Here is a 16,462-nt window from a genome sequence, read left to right on the forward strand (position 1 = left end):
ATGTTTATAGTATAGCATGAAATAAAATGGATTTTCGGAAATTTGTTTTGAGATAAAGTTGCTTTGAAAATTTTTTCGCTAAACGCAAGTAATTCTGCGCAAATCGTGGTAAAATAAAAGATGTGTATAATGAACTGAAAATAAGGAATTAAAGACTACATATGGAAAGATGTACATAATGGAAAAAGTGTATGGACAGCACGAGTGTGGCTGTTTTTCTTTCACAAGTTAACGTTGATGGGAGGATTTTGGATGTACTACATGTTAATCGGCTTTATTATCGTAGTAATTGCAGTCATTAGTGCAGGCTACATTTTAAAAAGAAAACATTACCAAAGAATAAACGAATTAGAAGAAACGAAAATTAAACTCAGAGAACGGCCGGTTATTGATGAACTTTCAAAAGTAAAAAAATTAAAGCTAACGGGTCAAACAGAAGAACTTTTCGAATCATGGCGCTCCTCTTGGGACGAAATTGAAACTAGATTATTTCCTGATTTAGAAGAAGTTTTGTTAGAAGCAGAAATGAATGCAGATCGATACAGATTCCGTTCTGCAACAAATACAGAAAACGATATTGAGCAAATGCTTGTTGTAATTGAAAAACAAATGGACCAAATTCTCGGCGGTCTAAAAGAATTGCTTATTAGTGAAGAAAAGAACGCGAAAGAAAGCAGAATGACGAAAGAAAAATTTGCGGAACTTCGTCGGGAAGTTTTGACACGAGGGTTTAAACTAGGAGAAACATTACCTTATGTGGAAGCAAAACTAAACAGCCTTGCTGAAAATTTAAATCGCTATGATTCTCTAACAGACCAAGGAGATCACTTAGAAGCTCGTGAAATCGTTATATCCGTCCAAAAAGAAATGGCAGTCATCGAAGCACAAATGGAACGGATTCCTTCATTACTACATGAAACAGATACAATTTTACCGGAAGAAATGAATAAATTGCGCGCTGGTTATGAAGAAATGGTTCGAAAAGGTTATTATTTAGCCCAAATGGAGTTAGATAAAGAAATTTCTCGTATGAAAACGCAAATTGAAAAAATGAAACAAAATGTAATCAATCTTGATTTAAATGAAGCTGAAGAAGGAATTGAAGAATTACATAATGAAATCGAATTATTTTACGATACGCTTGAACACGAAGCAGAAGCGCGTCATTTCGTGAAAGAAAATCACAGTCCTACTTCTGATAAATTAAAACGACAAAATGCTGTTTCTGATGCACTTGCTGAACAAATCACGGAAGTAAAACAAACGTATCATGTGGCAGAAGATGATTTAGCCGTTTACCTTAAAACAAGTGCTAAATTAAGTGAAGCTAAAGAAAACTTTGAGCAGTTGACAGCATTAATTGCTAGCGGAGAAATTGCTTATTCTGCAGCACAAGATACACTGAAAGAAATCGATGCTGCTTTACTTTCTATTAGTTCAGAACAAGATAATTTTGCAGAGGAATTGCGTTCGCTGCGTAAAGACGAATTAGAAGCTCGCGATGATGCAGAACGGATGAGACGAGGAATTATCACGCTTGATCGTAAAATGGAACGAGAACGCTTGCCAGGTCTTCCAGAAGAGTATCTATCACTTCGAGCACACATGGGAGAATCTATTGATGCACTTGAAAAACGTTTAGAAGAAAAGCCTTTAAACATGAAAGCTGTTAGTCAAGACTGGCGGATTGCGGAAGAAGATTTAACTCATTTAACGGAAAAAGCAGAAGAAATGATGGAAAATGTTCGCTTAGTTGAGCACGTCATTCAATATGCGAACCGCTATCGATTGCGCAACAAGGAGTTGGCGGATGAGTTAGTTCAAGCAGAAAACCATTTTTATAACGACTACCAATATAAAAAAGCGCTTGAAATTGCTGTAACTGCACTCGAAAAAGTAGAAACGGGCGCATTTAAAAAAGTAGAAAAAGCTTATGAATCAAAAGTAAGCGTAGATGATATTGAATAAAGCCTAAAAAACAAGGATTTCTATTATAATAATAGGAATCCTTGTTTTTTTCTAAATTAGTAGTTGGAAAGTGTTGGAATTATGATAAAATGGAGAGTGGAATATTTGGGAGGAGAGTCTATTTTTTATGATTTATTTCGATAATAGCGCGACGACTAAGCCAAATGCTGCCGTGCTTGAAACATATACGAAAGTAGCAAGTAATTACTTCGCTAATCCATCTTCACTTCATCGTTTTGGCGCTAAGTCTAAAGAATTGCTAGACACATCCAGAAAACAAATCGCCACAATGCTAGACGTTTTGCCAGAAGAAATTATCTTTACATCTGGTGGAACAGAAGGAAATAATTTAGCGATTAAAGGGCTGGCCTATAGCTACAAAAACCGTGGAAAACATATAATTACTTCGAGTATCGAACATCCTTCTGTACGTTTAGTAATGGAAGAGCTTGAGGAAAATGGTTTTACAGTGACGTATTTAAAAGTTGATAAAAATGGCGTTATCCAGTTAGATGAATTAAAAGCGGCACTTACGGATGAAACAATTTTAGTATCTATTATGGGCGTTAATAATGAAGTCGGGAGTATTCAACCACTGCAAGAAATTGGCGAGATTCTTGCTAGTCGGGAACATACTTTCTTTCATGTCGATTTTGTTCAAGGGATTGGAAAAATTCCGCTCGAAATCGATAAAAATGCGATTGATTTACTAACTTTTTCAGGTCATAAGTTTCATGCTTTACGCGGCACAGGAGCACTTGTTAAACGAAAAAATGTTCATTTGCATCCGGAAATTATTGGTGGCGGCCAAGAAATGGGCTACCGTAGTGGAACAGAAAATTTAGCTGGTGGAGTGGCACTTGCTAAGGCATTAAGGTTGACGCTAGAAAATGAATCAAAGAGAGCAGAACTAATCGAAATCCGTGATTATTTATTATCGGAAATCACTCAAATGCCTGATATGACTGTCCATACGAAGAAAAGCGTAGCCGCACCGCACATCGTTTGTTTTTCCGCCAAAGGTCATCGCGGAGAAATTCTAGTTCATGCATTAGAAAAAGAAGATATATACATTTCGACGACGAGTGCTTGTTCATCTAAACAAAAACTAGCAAGCAGTACATTAAAAGCGATGGGCGTGACAGACGAAGAAGCAACTGGTGCTGTGCGAGTAAGCCTATCCTACGAAAACCGTTTATCTGAAGCGAAAATTTTTATTCAAAAGTTGCAAGAAATTATTGAAAATCTAAATAAAGTGGTGAAATAAATTGGAATTTGATCGTATGTTAATTAGATACGGAGAACTATCTACTAAAGGAAAAAACAGAAAGCAGTTTGTGACTAGACTGGCACAAAATGTGAAACGCGCAATGAAAGATTTACCGGAAGTCCGTATTCACGGGGAACGCGACCGGATGTATATTATTTTAAATGGGGCGGATTACCAACTTGCAGAGGAACGTTTAAAACCGATTTTTGGGATTCAATCATTTAGTCCAGCAGTTCGTGTTAATTTAGATTTAGAAGAGGTCAAAGCGGCTGCTCTTTCTTTAGTTCAAGATGCGCACGAGGAAAATGGCACGTTTAAAGTAGCGGCAAGACGTAGCCACCGTGAGTTTCCGCTTGATTCTAATGAAATCAATCAGGAAATCGGCGCACATGTGTTACAAAATATCGAGGACCTGACTGTCAATGTAAAAAATCCAGATGTAAAACTAACGATTGATGTTCGTAAAGAAGGCGTCTTTTTATCATGTCGGACGATTCTTGGGGCAGCTGGTCTTCCGGTTGGTTCTTCTGGTCGCGCGATGCTGATGCTCTCTGGTGGTATCGACAGTCCAGTTGCTGGGTATTTAGCACAAAAACGTGGTGTGGAGATTGAAGCGGTTCATTTTCACAGCCCGCCATATACGAGCGAACAAGCTAAACAAAAAGCAATCGATCTAGCAGGGAAATTGGCTAAGTATAGCGGACAAGTTCAAATGCATATCGTTCCATTTACAGAAATTCAAGAAGTAATCAAACAGCAAATTCCTGAGAGCGTGATTATGACTGTTACACGCCGAATGATGCTTCGAATTACGGATGAACTTCGCCGTAAGAGAAATGGATTAGCGATTGTTAATGGTGAAAGTTTAGGCCAAGTTGCCAGCCAAACACTCGAAAGTATGCTAGCAATTAACGCTGTAACAGCTACACCGATTATTCGCCCAGTTGTTTCAATGGATAAAAATGAAATTATTCAAATCGCACAAAAAATCGATACGTATAATTTATCTGTCCAACCATTTGAAGATTGCTGTACGATTTTTACACCACCTTCTCCAAAAACAAAGCCAAAACTTGATAAAATCGAGCATTACGAAAGTTTCACAGATTTTGATGCCTTAATTTTAAAGGCATTAGAAAATGTAGAAACGATTTCTGTTAATGTTGCCGAGAATGCAGAAATAAAAGATGAGTTTGCTGACTTATTTTAAGATAAACCGTTTATCCTTTTTAGGGTAAACGGTTTTTTGTATATAATATACATAATAAATAACTGAAAATGCATAAAATAGTTTTAAATATTAATAAAAAACCATTTGACATTATAAATATACATCACTATAATGAAAAGTATCATTTAATAATTAACGGGAGGGGTTAGGATGAAAGTTTCTATTATTGGGGCGACAGGATACGGAGGGCTTGAGCTAATCCGCTTGCTGCACCAGCATTCTTCGGTCGACATAGCGACGTTACATAGTTTTTCCGCACAATCAGAAACATTGGCAAACTTTTATCCGCATTTAAAAGGTTTAGAAGCTAGCCCCTTAGAGAAGATAAATCCAGCAGAAATTATCGAAAAAAGCGATACGGTTTTTATTGCTACTCCATCGGGAATCGCGAAAGATGTGGCCTTACCGTACATCAATGCCGGGCTTAATGTGATTGATTTATCCGGAGACTTTCGACTAAAAGATAATCAGCTTTACGAGAAATGGTACGGGAAAAAAGCAGCACCTGAGGATTACTTAGCTAAGGCGGAATATGGTTTAGCAGAATTTCGCGATAATGAACTTGCGACTTTTATTGCTAATCCAGGATGTTACGCAACGGCGACTTTGTTAGGGTTAGCTCCACTCGTGAAAAAGCAGCTAATTGATCCCACATCCATTATTGTAGATGCCAAATCAGGTATTTCCGGAGCGGGAAAAGTGCCATCTAAAAGCACCCATTTTACAGAAACAAATGAAAATATGACACTATATAAAATGAATTCCCATCAACACATTCCGGAAATTATGCAACAACTAACAAAATGGGATAAGAATATCCCAGCAATTCAATTTTCCACTTCATTAATTCCCATCACACGAGGAATCTTCACAACCATCTACGTTAAACCTAAAAATCCAATTACCCAGCAAGAGTTACATCAATTATACGAATCCACCTACGAACATGCTTCATTTGTCCGAATTCAAGCAGAAAATACTTACCCAACTGTAAAACAAGTAACGGCTTCTAATTACTGTGATATTGGTCTTGCTTATAATGAAAAAACGAATGTAATCACCATCGTTTCCGTGATTGATAATTTAGTTAAGGGAGCGGCTGGTCAAGCAATTCAAAATTTAAATATAATGGCGAATTTTGCTGAGAGTGACGGATTAGGATTTATTCCAGTGTATCCGTGAAAGGGGAAAGAAAAAATGGAGCTTATTAAAGGAAATATCGCCTCACCAAAAGGCTTTTATGCAGACGGAAAACATGCTGGGCTGAAAAGAAAACGAAATGATATTGGCTGGATTTACTCAGAAGTACCAGCAAATTCTGCGGCAGTTTACACGATGAACCAAATGCAAGCCGCACCCATTTTTGTCACAAAAGATTCTTTTAAAAATAGCGCGAAGTTACAGGCGATTATAGTGAATAGTGGCAATGCCAATGCGGTGACAGGAAATCAAGGAATGTTAGATGCGCTTTCGATGCGAGCAAAAACGGCAGAAAAATTAGCGATTCCACTGGATACAGTAGCAGTTGCTTCGACAGGAATAATTGGTGAAATGCTCCCAATGGATAAAATAATGACTGGAATCGATTTATTAGAAAAACAAACAGGAAACGCAGCTGATTTTGAAGAAGCTATTTTAACAACAGATACTTTTCAAAAACAGATTAGTTTTCAAACAGAAATAGGTGGTAAGACAGTCACGATGTCAGGGGTAGCGAAAGGTTCAGGGATGATTCACCCTAATATGGCTACCATGCTCGCTTTTATTACGACAGATGCTGCCATTTCAGCTGAATTATTGCAAAAATTACTAAAAATAAAAGTAGATAAAACTTTCAATCAAATAACGGTTGATGGCGATACTTCTACTAATGATATGGTCGTTGTTATGGCAAATGGATGCGCAGAAAACCCGCTTATTCAAGAAGGAACAGCTGATTTCGAAAAATTTGCAGCTATGTTTCAAGCAGTAACAGAACACCTTGCTAAAAGTATTGCTCGAGACGGTGAGGGCGCGACTAAATTAATTGAGGTTCAAGTAAAAGGCGCGACTAAAACAGAAGATGCCAGAATGATAGCTAAAAAAATCGTTTCTTCTAGTCTCGTGAAAACAGCGGCATTTGGTGGGGATGGCAACTGGGGACGCATTATTTGCGCAATTGGTTACTCAGGTGGTCGTTTTGCACCAGATAACATTACTATTAAAATTGGCGGCATAGAAATACTAAACCATAGTAGCCAAACAATTTTTAATCAACAAGCATTAGATGCCTATTTAGAAGAAGAACATATCGTTATTGAAGTCGACCTTCATATTGGCCTTGAGTCAGGAACAGCGTGGGGATGCGATTTAAGTTATGAATACGTCAAAATCAATGCATGTTACCGGACGTAAGGAGTGAATAGAATGAAAAATACGATAGTGATAAAATTAGGCGGCGTTGCAAGTGATAATTTGACAGACGATTTCTTCCAGCAAATTATCAAATGGCAGGCAGAGAAAAAGAAAATCGTACTAGTTCACGGCGGCGGTCATTATATAACAAAGATGATGAAAGCACTTGATATTCCTGTTGAGACAAAAAAAGGCTTGCGCGTTACTAATAAACAAGCGCTTGAAGTCACAAAAATGGTTTTAATTGGCCAAGTTCAACCAGCCATCACTACAGCTTTTCAAAAAAGAAATATTTCTGTTATTGGATTAAACGCAGGCGACACTGGTTTGTTAGAAGCGAATCAAATCAATGATTCTGACCTCGGTTTCGTTGGGAAAATTACTAAAGTGAAAACCGCTTTAATCGAACAATTACTTGCTGAAAATATTATCACTGTGATTGCGCCGCTTGGTATCAATAGCGCGCATGATTGGCTAAATGTCAATGCTGATACAGCGGCATGTGAAGTAGCAAGTGCGCTAAATGCAGAAGCACTTTACTTACTAACGGATGTCCCAGGTGTGAAAAATGGAGCAAAAATTATCGACGAAATAGCTACGGATGAAATAAACAAATTACAAACTAGCGACATAATAAAAGGCGGAATGATTCCAAAATTAGCAAGTGCCGCTTTTGCTGCTGAAAATGGTGTTGGGCAAGTAATTATTACAAATTCACTGGAAAATCCTGGAACAAAAATTAAAAGTAAGGTGGCGATTAGATGAAACATGTTTTTCCGACGTATAATAGATTCCCAGTTGATATAGTTAAAGGTAACGGTACAGTTGTTAAAGACACAACAGGTAAAACATATCTTGATTTTACTAGCGGGATTGCAGTTTGCAACTTAGGTCATTGTCCGGAGAATGTTACAGAGGCGATTCAATCCCAATTAGCAAATATTTGGCATACTTCGAATTTATATGAATGTGCACTGCAAGATAGCGTGGCGGAATTAATTACTGATGGGACAGACAAACTAGTCTTTTTTTGTAATAGCGGAACAGAAGCAAATGAGGCTGCTCTTAAATTAGCGAGAAAATATACAGGCAAAGAAAAAATAATAACGTTTGAAAAATCTTTCCATGGACGTACTTTTGGTTCGATGTCAGCTACCGGACAAGCTAAAATCCATCAAGGTTTCGGAAGTCTTGTTCCCGGCTTTACATACGTTCCCTATAACGACATAGAGTCTTTCAAAACCGAGCTTGACGAAAATACAGCAGCTGTACTGTTAGAAGTAATCCAAGGTGAAGGCGGCGTCATACCAGGGAATGCAGCCTGGCTAATGGAAGTTCAAATGCTATGTAAAAAAGCGGGCGCATTACTAATTATTGATGAGGTTCAAACAGGACTTGGTCGAACGGGAACGCTTTTTGGTTTTCAGCACACTTTCTTAGATCCAGATATTTTTACTTTAGCAAAAGGGCTTGGGAACGGCTTGCCAATTGGAGCAATGGTCGGAAAAGAATACTTAAGCAGTGCTTTTGGACCGGGAAGTCATGGATCTACTTTTGGCGGAAATAAACTGGCACTCGCTGCGGCGAAAGAAATTTTATTAACAATGAAGCAAACCGGATTTTTAGAAGAAGTGAATGCAAAAGCAGCTTATTTTAGAAATTTATTAGAAGAACATTTCGAGCAGTTAGAAAATGTTGTAGCGATTCGCGGTGAAGGCTTTCTCATTGGCATAGAACTGGGTAGTAGCGCGGCGCCAGTTGTTACAGAATTACGTAATCAAGGTTTATTAATACTAACAGCCGGGCCCAATATATTACGGATTTTACCGCCTTTAACTGTCAGCTATGCAGAAATAGATCAAGCAATTAGCATACTAAAAAGCGTTTTGGAAAAACAATTGATTGGAAGTGAGTGAGATGACGATGTACGTTAAAAGTAATACGACAGGAAAAGATATGTTAAGTTTACTTGAATGGAATAAAGAAGAGTTGATCGATATTATTAAGCTAGCTGTTGCGATGAAAACAAATCCAGCTCATTATAGTCATATTTTAAGTGGAAAAATTTTAGGAATGATTTTTGATAAACCTTCTACTAGAACGCGGGTGTCTTTTGAAGCGGGGATTTTGCAATTGGGTGGTCAGGCGATTGTAATGAGTTCTAAGGAACTTCAAATCGGCCGCGGCGAGCCAATTAAGGACACAGCGCATGTGATGTCAGAGTATATTGACGCAATCATGATTCGGACTTTTAGCCATGAAAAAGTAGAAGAATTGGCGTACCATGCAGCGATTCCCATTATTAATGGTTTAACCGATTTACATCATCCATGCCAGGCGTTAGCGGATTTAATGACTATTTATGAATGGAAAGATCAATTTGAAGGTGTCAAATTAGCCTATATCGGTGATGGAAATAATGTATGTCACTCTCTCGTTTTAGCAAGCGCGATGGTTGGACTAGATATACGACTAGCAATGCCAAAAGGATATGAAGTGGATGAAGCGATTCTTAGTACTGCTGAAAAATTAGCAGAAGAAAGTGGCGCAAAGATTTTCATAACTGAAGATCCAAAACTTGCAGCAGCAGATGCTGATTTTATTTATACAGATGTTTGGACAAGCATGGGGCAGGAAGAGGAAAATGCAAAACGTTTAGCAGATTTTGGTGAAAAATATCAAGTGAACAGAGAGTTAGCTAGTGTTGCTAAGCCAGATTATCATTTCTTACATTGTTTACCAGCACACCGGGAAGAAGAAGTGACAGCTGAGATCATTGATGGCGCTCACTCGGTTATTTATCAACAAGCAGGAAATCGGCTTCATGCGCAAAAAGCATTACTAGCAGCGATCTTAGAAGTAAAATAATTAAAGGAATAGATAATGTGAGAAAAATGTTTGAAAATCTCTGAATTCTAATATAATTCTCCTAACTAATTTGTTTGTGATCAATAGTAAAAGTGAAACCCCTATTGATTTAACAATATCACTATGCTATATTGTTTGTGTGAAAAATCAAGTGAAGCGATTTTATGTTAGGTAGGGGCAGAGTAGACACAAAATTTTTACAGGAACTTGAAGCAATCGTATATGACCCAATTTTTATTGGAAAGAATTTTTGCAAACAGCTTATGATAATTCTATAATGGAGCGCGTAGATATGAATAGAGATAAAGTAATACATGTTTTTTTAAGTAGTGATAATTTATCCGAAAATTTAGCTTATAAGATTGTTGCAAATTTAAAATCTGAAAGGGAAGCTAAAATGACCTTTAATCTGACACAATTAAATTTTGAGTTTGAAACACAGGAAGTAATAATCTCCTATTATATTCTTGACGAAGAGTATCCGGATAAAATAGTAACTTTTCAGGAGTTATTAGATTTGCTAAAACAACAACTACTAAAATAAAAAAGCAATATGAATTGGAAAAATTCCAAAACATATTGCTTTTTTATTCATTTATTTGATGCTCAGTTTTTTATAAGAAATTACGTTTAACTTTGTCCCAGAAAGAATTCTTAGGCAATTTAATAATATTGATAAAACGATCGCCTACTTCTAAGTTAACTTCATGAACGTGTTGGATACTAAGTGCTTCGCTGTCCATTCCGATCATTGGGAATTCGTTGTTTCCTTCCTCAGACGCAATTTCAATACGTAGTTTACGTTTTGGACTAAGAATGAAAGAAGAACCAAGTGTACGGAATTTATTATTATTAATAGAAGCGAGTTCACTTACTTGCATAGATGGCAGTAGCGGATCCACGATAGAACCGTTCACTGATTTATTATAAGCGGTACTTCCTGTTGGTGTGGAGATAACCATTCCATCGCCTCGGAAAGTTTCAAAGTGAGAATCATTAATATAAAGATCCATCGTAAGCGTTCTAATAATAGAAGAACGAATGTTGAATTCATTTAATACGTAAAATGCTTTCGTATTATTCACTGTTCCATAAATAGTTGGGTAACGACGTACTAACCAACGATCTTCTATTGCTGCTTTGATGATTTCATCCAATTGATTAATATGGAAATCACAGTATTGACCTAATTGTTCTGTAAGCGCAATTCCTGCATATAAACAATCTTGACGGAAGCCTGTTTCTCTTACGGATTTAAGAAAAGCACCATCGCCACCAATACTAATAATAACGTTTGCTTTTTGATAATCATCAGTTAATTCATAGCCATAATCCGTCGTAATTTTCTTTAGTTCTTTTGCTTTTGCATGTAGTTCTTCTGTTTTTCGATAGGAAAAATAAAAAATAGTTTTTGCCATGTTAGTTGTCCCTCCAGAATCCAATTTTAATCAACAAACTTATTATAACACGACTTAAGTTCAATTACTTTCTTCATCCAGTAAAAAAGTGAAATAGGACACAATTTAAAAGAAAGATTGTGCAAAACAGAGGAGACTGGTATTATTACAGTATCTAAATAGAAAAAGGGGAGAATTTAATGAACGCAAAAAGATGGATTGCACTAGGAATTGTATTTGCACTTTTAATTGTTAGTGCGCTAGCTAAGTTTACATCAAGTCAAATTGCTTCAATGGAAGATAGTGAACCGACACTAATGGAAAGTATATTCGCTGACACTAGTGAACTAACAGAAACAGTCATCGAGGAAGGCGGGGAAGATACAATTGCTGTATTATCCGTTGATGGAACGATTCAAGACACTGGAGAAGCGGGATCTTTATTTAGCGAGACTGGTTATAATCACGCGTTTTTCATGGATCAATTAGAAGAAGTGCGAAATAACGATGCTATTCAAGGTGTTCTGTTGTATGTTAATTCACCAGGTGGCGGTGTTATGGAATCCGCGCAAATTCGCGATAAAATTTTACAAATTAAAAAAGAACGTAAAATTCCGTTTTATGTTTCCATGGGGAGTATGGCGGCATCAGGCGGGTATTATATCTCAGCTCCAGCCGATAAGATTTTTGCAAGTAAAGAAACGCTAACAGGTTCTCTTGGGGTTATTATGCAAGGTTATGACTACAGCGAATTAATGAAAAAATTAGGGGTTTCCGATAATACCATTAAAAGTGGTGCATATAAAGACATCATGAGCGGAACAAGACCGATGACTGATGATGAGAAAAAAATTATGCAGTCAATGATTGATGATTCTTATAATGAGTTTGTTAAAGTAGTAGCGACAGGACGAGGTATGTCTGAAGAGCAAGTTCGTAAAATTGCTGATGGTCGTATTTACGATGGTCGCCAAGCAAAAGAAAACGGCTTGATTGACGCATTTGGTTATCAAGAAGATGCTTTAGAAGCCTTGAAAAAAGAAAAAGACTTAAAAGACGCTACGGTAATTCAATATGATGCTCCTGAAAGCTTTAGTTCATTATTCTCTGTAGCTGCTCAAAAAATGAGTGGTCAAAATGCTGATATTACTCAATTAATTAAGTTAACTGGCACACTCAAAGCACCAAGGATGATGTATTTATATGGAGAATAATGTGAGAGGAGAGGCGCAAATGAGTAATGAAAATGTTGCTTTGGAAAATAAACGCCAAGTCTACCATTATGAGCCGCCAATCAAACAAGAAGATGCTATTCCTAAGCAGTACTTTGCTGGGTTTTGGGTGCGATTTTTAGCTTACTTGGTTGATTTAGTTGCTATTGCTGCACTTAAAGGAATCATTGTTAATCCTATTTTCCGAGTTGCTGGAATCAATATGGAGAACAGTTTTTTCTCTGGTTATTGGATAATGGTTACCGTTCTATTTCTCGCGTATTTTATTCTACTAACGAAATTTTTCGGGCAAACACTTGGTAAAATGCTGTTCGGTCTTCGTGTAGTAAAATTAGACGGCGAGAAATTAACGTGGCTTACCGTTCTATTTCGTGAAGGTGCCATGCGCTTTGTTTTAAAGACGGTGTGGCCACTGTATGTAGTTTGTGCTTTCACGCCAAACAAACAAGGGATTGCAGACTTTTTTGAATCCACATCAGTTGTCCACGTTGGTTATTTAGAGCTAGACGAAAAATGGACAAATGGAGCAAAAAAATAGCTTATCGAGTTTTTCTTCTTTAGAATGGAATAGAAGCGTCAATTTAAAGGAGGAAGAAAAATGACTCAAGTAACATTTAAGCATAATCCAGTTACACTAGTAGGTACTGAAAGAAAAGTAGGCGATAAAGCGCCAAATTTCACTGTGGTTAATAGAGATTTAGAAGAAGTAACTTTGCACGATTATGACGGAAAAGTGAGACTTATCAGCGTAGTTCCTTCCATTGATACAAGTGTTTGTTCTACTCAAACGCGTAAATTTAATGAAGAAGCAAGCAATCTTGATAACACGGTAGTCTTAACTATTTCAGTTGATTTACCATTTGCGCAAAAGAAATGGTGTGCAGCAGAAGGTTTACCAAATGCGATTACTTTATCTGATCACCGTGACCTTTCTTTTGGAGAAGCATACGGTGTCGTTATGAAAGAACTTCGCTTGCTCGCACGTTCAGTGTTTGTTGTAAACGCAGCAGGAGAAATTGTTTACACAGAAGTTGTTCCTGAAGGCAGCGATCATCCGAATTATGAAGCAGCTATAGAAGCAGCGAAAAAAGCATAAATGATAAAAGTCTTCCTTGTATGAGGGGGGCTTTTTTCTGTATTACTACTAAAAATAAACTGTACTATTCCTAATTAAATATTTCCAGCAGATATTTCACATTTTACTACAGAAAATCCTTTCACATTCTTTGGAAATACTGTATAATGTTTGGTGGTGTTAGTAATGATAAAAATTCGAGGTGTTACTTTTGGCAAATGAAGCAACGCAAGAATTATTTCAAGTGCTTGATAATACAGCTATTATCTTGCAAAATGAGCTTGAAATAAGCTATTTGGAAGCGGTTTATGAAACAGGAGAAAATCTGTTTCAAAAAGAAGTTTTACAAAAAGAAGAGTTGTCTTCTGAAAAACAATTGAAATTACAAGAGTCCTATGAAAGTATAGAACTCGAAAATTTCTCAAATGAAGAAATACGCAAAGGTCTTCAGTTAGCACTACTAAAAGGCATGAAACACGGTATTCAAGTTAATCACCAAATGACACCAGATTCGATCGGATTTATTGTGGCATACTTACTTGAAAAAGTGATTCAAAAAAAGAAAAACATTTCTATTTTGGATCCAGCCTGTGGAACAGCGAACCTTTTAACTACTGTGATAAACCAACTAGAGCTAAAAGGCGATGTAGAAGTTCATGCGAGTGGTGTGGATGTAGATGATTTGCTTATTTCGCTTGCATTAGTAGGCGCGGATTTACAGCGACAAAAAATGACCTTACTTCATCAAGATGGGTTAGCTAATTTATTAGTAGATCCAGTAGATGTCGTAATTAGTGATTTGCCAGTTGGCTACTATCCAGATGATGAAAATGCAAAAACATTTGAACTTTGCCGTGAAGAAGGGCATTCATTTGCACATTTCTTATTTATTGAACAAGGAATGCGCTACACAAAGCCAGGAGGATATTTATTCTTCTTGGTACCTGACGCAATGTTTGGGACTAGTGACTTTGCTAAGGTGGACAAGTTTATCAAGAAAAACGGTCATATTGAGGGAATTATTAAATTACCTGAAACACTGTTTAAGTCTGAACAAGCACGAAAAAGCATCTTGATTTTACGAAAAGCGGACGTAGATGTAAAGCCGCCAAAAGAAGTTTTACTGGCCAATCTCTCTTCGCTAACAGATCCGAGCGTAACTGCACCGATTTTAGCTGAAATTGAGAACTGGTTCAAGGGAAACAATAATGGAAGGAATTGACAAAAACAAAATGGAAAAAACGATTGCAATTAACGCCGGAAGTTCTTCACTGAAATTCCAATTATATGATATGCCATCTGAACGTGTTATTACAGCAGGTATTGTAGAAAGAATTGGCTTGAAAGATTCTATTTTTACAATTACTGTAGACGGAGAAAAAATCAAAGAAATTATTGATATTCCTGATCATGAAATTGCCGTTCAAATGTTACTTGAAAAATTAATTAATCACAAAGTTATCGGTTCTTACGATGAAATTACTGGCATTGGTCACCGTGTTGTTCATGGTGGAGAAAGATTCCCTGAATCCGTTTATATTGATGACCAAGTAATTAAAGATATTGAAGCTCTATCTGAACTTGCGCCACTTCATAATCCGGCAAACGTTACTGGAATTAAAGCTTTCCGTAAAATTTTACCTGACGTTGTTTCAGTGGCTGTTTTCGATACAGCATTCCACCAAACAATGCCTCCAGCAAGCTACCTTTACAGCTTGCCTTACAGCTACTATGAAGATTATGGTATCCGTAAATACGGTTTCCATGGTACAAGTCACAAATATGTATCCGAACGCGCTGCAGAACTTCTAGGTCGTCCTGTAGAAGAGTTACGTTTACTAACTTGTCACCTTGGTAATGGTGCTAGTATCGCTGCAATCGAAGGCGGAAAATCAATGGATACTTCCATGGGATTCACACCACTAGCTGGTGTTTCTATGGGAACTCGTTCTGGTAACATTGACCCAGCGCTTATTCCTTTCATCATGGAAAAAACTGGCAAAACAGCAGAACAAGTACTTGATGTCTTAAACAAAGAATCCGGTATGCTTGGTGTATCTGGTATTTCAAGTGACCTTCGTGATTTAGAAGATGAAGCAGCGAAAGGGAACGACCGCGCAGAACTTGCACTTCAAGTTTTCGTTGATCGTATCCATAAATACATTGGTTCTTACGCAGCTCGTATGAATGGTGTAGATGCAATTATCTTCACAGCTGGTATCGGTGAAAATAGTTCTTATATCCGTGAAAAAGTACTTCGTGGACTTGAATTCATGGGCGTATACTGGGATCCAGCACTTAACCAAGTGCGCGGAGAAGAAAGATTCCTTAACTACCCACACTCCCCAGTAAAAGTTATCATCATTCCTACAAACGAAGAATTAATGATTGCTCGTGATGTAGAAACAATTAAACAAAACCATTAAAATAAAAAAAACTCGCTCTTGAATTTCAAGAGCGAGTTTTTTTATTTAGCTTTATTCTTTATAATCAGGAACATCATTACGAACGACAAGCACATCACAAGGGGAGTGGCGAATAATATATTCAGATACACTACCAATTAATAAACGTTCTACAGCGTTTAGACCAGTAGCACCACACATAATTAAGTCAGCTTGGAATGCTTTTGCTGCTTCTTTTGTGATGGCTGTTTTTGGCGAACCGTATTCGATATAGCTTTCTACTTTAGTTACGCCTGCTTTTAAAGCATCTTCTTTATAGCCGCTAAGTAATTCATCCGCATATTCAGTCGCTTTGTCAGCCATGCTTGTATCATAATTGGCTACGGACGAGAAAGCACGTGTATCAATAACATGTACAAGACCAAGTGCAGCATCATTACGATTAGCCACTTGAATTGCTTTTTGGAAAGCTCTTTCTGCTTCTTTGGATCCATCAACTGCTACTAAAACTCTTTCGTATTGTTGTAACATAATAATTCCTCCAATCAAAATATGTATCTACTATATTTATATTTTACCCTTTTTTTCCTAAAAGAACCATAAATTGAAAAATAAATTAAGA

The 16,462-nt window shown here is 37.1% G+C and carries 16 protein-coding genes; 14 read left to right on the plus strand and 2 right to left on the minus strand.

The window, feature by feature from the left end; translation table 11 throughout:
• Positions 1 to 252 precede the first annotated feature (252 nt).
• From ezrA to AC4PG8_RS00505, 9 genes are all read left to right on the plus strand, one after another.
• Complete coding sequence (gene ezrA, locus AC4PG8_RS00465) at positions 253 to 1,968, plus strand: septation ring formation regulator EzrA (protein ID WP_492169915.1); 1,716 nt, start codon at positions 253 to 255, stop codon at positions 1,966 to 1,968.
• Between the two features lie 127 nt (positions 1,969 to 2,095).
• Positions 2,096 to 3,235 (plus strand): cysteine desulfurase family protein, encoded by a 1,140-nt coding sequence (locus tag AC4PG8_RS00470; RefSeq protein ID WP_492169916.1) that lies wholly within the window; start codon positions 2,096 to 2,098, stop codon positions 3,233 to 3,235.
• A gap of 1 nt (position 3,236) precedes the next feature.
• A complete protein-coding gene (gene thiI, locus AC4PG8_RS00475) occupies positions 3,237 to 4,448 on the plus strand; it encodes a tRNA uracil 4-sulfurtransferase ThiI (RefSeq protein WP_160463798.1) in 1,212 nt (403 codons plus the stop codon).
• A gap of 171 nt (positions 4,449 to 4,619) precedes the next feature.
• On the plus strand, positions 4,620 to 5,651 hold the full coding sequence (gene argC / locus AC4PG8_RS00480; RefSeq protein ID WP_492169917.1) for an N-acetyl-gamma-glutamyl-phosphate reductase: 1,032 nt from the start codon (positions 4,620 to 4,622) through the stop codon (positions 5,649 to 5,651).
• 15 nt (positions 5,652 to 5,666) lie between these two features.
• Complete coding sequence (gene argJ, locus AC4PG8_RS00485; RefSeq protein WP_492169918.1) at positions 5,667 to 6,863, plus strand: bifunctional glutamate N-acetyltransferase/amino-acid acetyltransferase ArgJ; 1,197 nt, start codon at positions 5,667 to 5,669, stop codon at positions 6,861 to 6,863.
• 12 nt (positions 6,864 to 6,875) lie between these two features.
• Positions 6,876 to 7,628 (plus strand): acetylglutamate kinase, encoded by a 753-nt coding sequence (argB, locus tag AC4PG8_RS00490; RefSeq protein ID WP_492169919.1) that lies wholly within the window; start codon positions 6,876 to 6,878, stop codon positions 7,626 to 7,628.
• Positions 7,625 to 8,779, plus strand: coding sequence for an acetylornithine transaminase (gene argD / locus AC4PG8_RS00495; RefSeq protein ID WP_492169920.1), 1,155 nt, complete (start codon positions 7,625 to 7,627; stop codon positions 8,777 to 8,779). Before argB ends, argD begins: the two co-directional genes overlap by 4 nt.
• A 1-nt stretch (position 8,780) precedes the next feature.
• Complete coding sequence (gene argF, locus AC4PG8_RS00500; protein WP_492169921.1) at positions 8,781 to 9,731, plus strand: ornithine carbamoyltransferase; 951 nt, start codon at positions 8,781 to 8,783, stop codon at positions 9,729 to 9,731.
• A gap of 292 nt (positions 9,732 to 10,023) precedes the next feature.
• Entirely contained in the window at positions 10,024 to 10,275 is a 252-nt protein-coding gene (locus AC4PG8_RS00505; RefSeq protein WP_112119905.1) for a hypothetical protein, read from the plus strand.
• Positions 10,276 to 10,345: 70 nt separating this feature from the next.
• Here AC4PG8_RS00505 and AC4PG8_RS00510 read toward each other — a convergent pair whose 3' ends face one another.
• Positions 10,346 to 11,149: an NAD kinase gene (locus AC4PG8_RS00510; RefSeq protein WP_003723315.1), complete on the minus strand. Its 804-nt coding sequence runs from the start codon at positions 11,147 to 11,149 to the stop codon at positions 10,346 to 10,348.
• Positions 11,150 to 11,328: 179 nt separating this feature from the next.
• On the opposite strand from AC4PG8_RS00510, the gene sppA reads away from it, so the two are divergent.
• From sppA to AC4PG8_RS00535, 5 genes are all read left to right on the plus strand, one after another.
• On the plus strand, positions 11,329 to 12,342 hold the full coding sequence (gene sppA, locus AC4PG8_RS00515) for a signal peptide peptidase SppA (protein ID WP_112119904.1): 1,014 nt from the start codon (positions 11,329 to 11,331) through the stop codon (positions 12,340 to 12,342).
• A 19-nt stretch (positions 12,343 to 12,361) separates the two neighbouring features.
• Complete coding sequence (locus tag AC4PG8_RS00520; protein ID WP_033838200.1) at positions 12,362 to 12,898, plus strand: RDD family protein; 537 nt, start codon at positions 12,362 to 12,364, stop codon at positions 12,896 to 12,898.
• A gap of 60 nt (positions 12,899 to 12,958) precedes the next feature.
• Positions 12,959 to 13,456: a thiol peroxidase gene (gene tpx, locus AC4PG8_RS00525; RefSeq protein WP_003727378.1), complete on the plus strand. Its 498-nt coding sequence runs from the start codon at positions 12,959 to 12,961 to the stop codon at positions 13,454 to 13,456.
• Positions 13,457 to 13,646: 190 nt separating this feature from the next.
• On the plus strand, positions 13,647 to 14,657 hold the full coding sequence (locus tag AC4PG8_RS00530; RefSeq protein WP_033838198.1) for a class I SAM-dependent methyltransferase: 1,011 nt from the start codon (positions 13,647 to 13,649) through the stop codon (positions 14,655 to 14,657).
• Positions 14,658 to 14,667: 10 nt separating this feature from the next.
• The gene (locus AC4PG8_RS00535) at positions 14,668 to 15,861 is read left to right on the plus strand and encodes an acetate kinase (protein ID WP_010991613.1); all 1,194 of its coding nucleotides are present in this window, start codon (positions 14,668 to 14,670) and stop codon (positions 15,859 to 15,861) included.
• A 51-nt stretch (positions 15,862 to 15,912) separates the two neighbouring features.
• Here AC4PG8_RS00535 and AC4PG8_RS00540 read toward each other — a convergent pair whose 3' ends face one another.
• Positions 15,913 to 16,371, minus strand: a complete 459-nt coding sequence (locus AC4PG8_RS00540) for a universal stress protein (RefSeq protein ID WP_003762459.1) — start codon at positions 16,369 to 16,371, stop codon at positions 15,913 to 15,915.
• Between the last annotated feature and the right edge of the window lie 91 nt (positions 16,372 to 16,462).

Source organism: Listeria sp. MAN/IMW/UF555 (assembly GCF_058684075.1).

Coding starts and splice junctions, on each gene's coding strand:
- ezrA (WP_492169915.1), top strand. CDS start 253: ATGTACTACATGTTAATCGGCTTTATTATCGTAGTAATTGCAGTCATT.
- AC4PG8_RS00470 (WP_492169916.1), top strand. CDS start 2,096: ATGATTTATTTCGATAATAGCGCGACGACTAAGCCAAATGCTGCCGTG.
- argC (WP_492169917.1), top strand. CDS start 4,620: ATGAAAGTTTCTATTATTGGGGCGACAGGATACGGAGGGCTTGAGCTA.
- argJ (WP_492169918.1), top strand. CDS start 5,667: ATGGAGCTTATTAAAGGAAATATCGCCTCACCAAAAGGCTTTTATGCA.
- argB (WP_492169919.1), top strand. CDS start 6,876: ATGAAAAATACGATAGTGATAAAATTAGGCGGCGTTGCAAGTGATAAT.
- argD (WP_492169920.1), top strand. CDS start 7,625: ATGAAACATGTTTTTCCGACGTATAATAGATTCCCAGTTGATATAGTT.
- argF (WP_492169921.1), top strand. CDS start 8,781: ATGACGATGTACGTTAAAAGTAATACGACAGGAAAAGATATGTTAAGT.
- AC4PG8_RS00505 (WP_112119905.1), top strand. CDS start 10,024: ATGAATAGAGATAAAGTAATACATGTTTTTTTAAGTAGTGATAATTTA.
- AC4PG8_RS00510 (WP_003723315.1), bottom strand. CDS start 11,149: ATGGCAAAAACTATTTTTTATTTTTCCTATCGAAAAACAGAAGAACTA.
- sppA (WP_112119904.1), top strand. CDS start 11,329: ATGAACGCAAAAAGATGGATTGCACTAGGAATTGTATTTGCACTTTTA.
- AC4PG8_RS00520 (WP_033838200.1), top strand. CDS start 12,362: ATGAGTAATGAAAATGTTGCTTTGGAAAATAAACGCCAAGTCTACCAT.
- tpx (WP_003727378.1), top strand. CDS start 12,959: ATGACTCAAGTAACATTTAAGCATAATCCAGTTACACTAGTAGGTACT.
- AC4PG8_RS00535 (WP_010991613.1), top strand. CDS start 14,668: ATGGAAAAAACGATTGCAATTAACGCCGGAAGTTCTTCACTGAAATTC.
- AC4PG8_RS00540 (WP_003762459.1), bottom strand. CDS start 16,371: ATGTTACAACAATACGAAAGAGTTTTAGTAGCAGTTGATGGATCCAAA.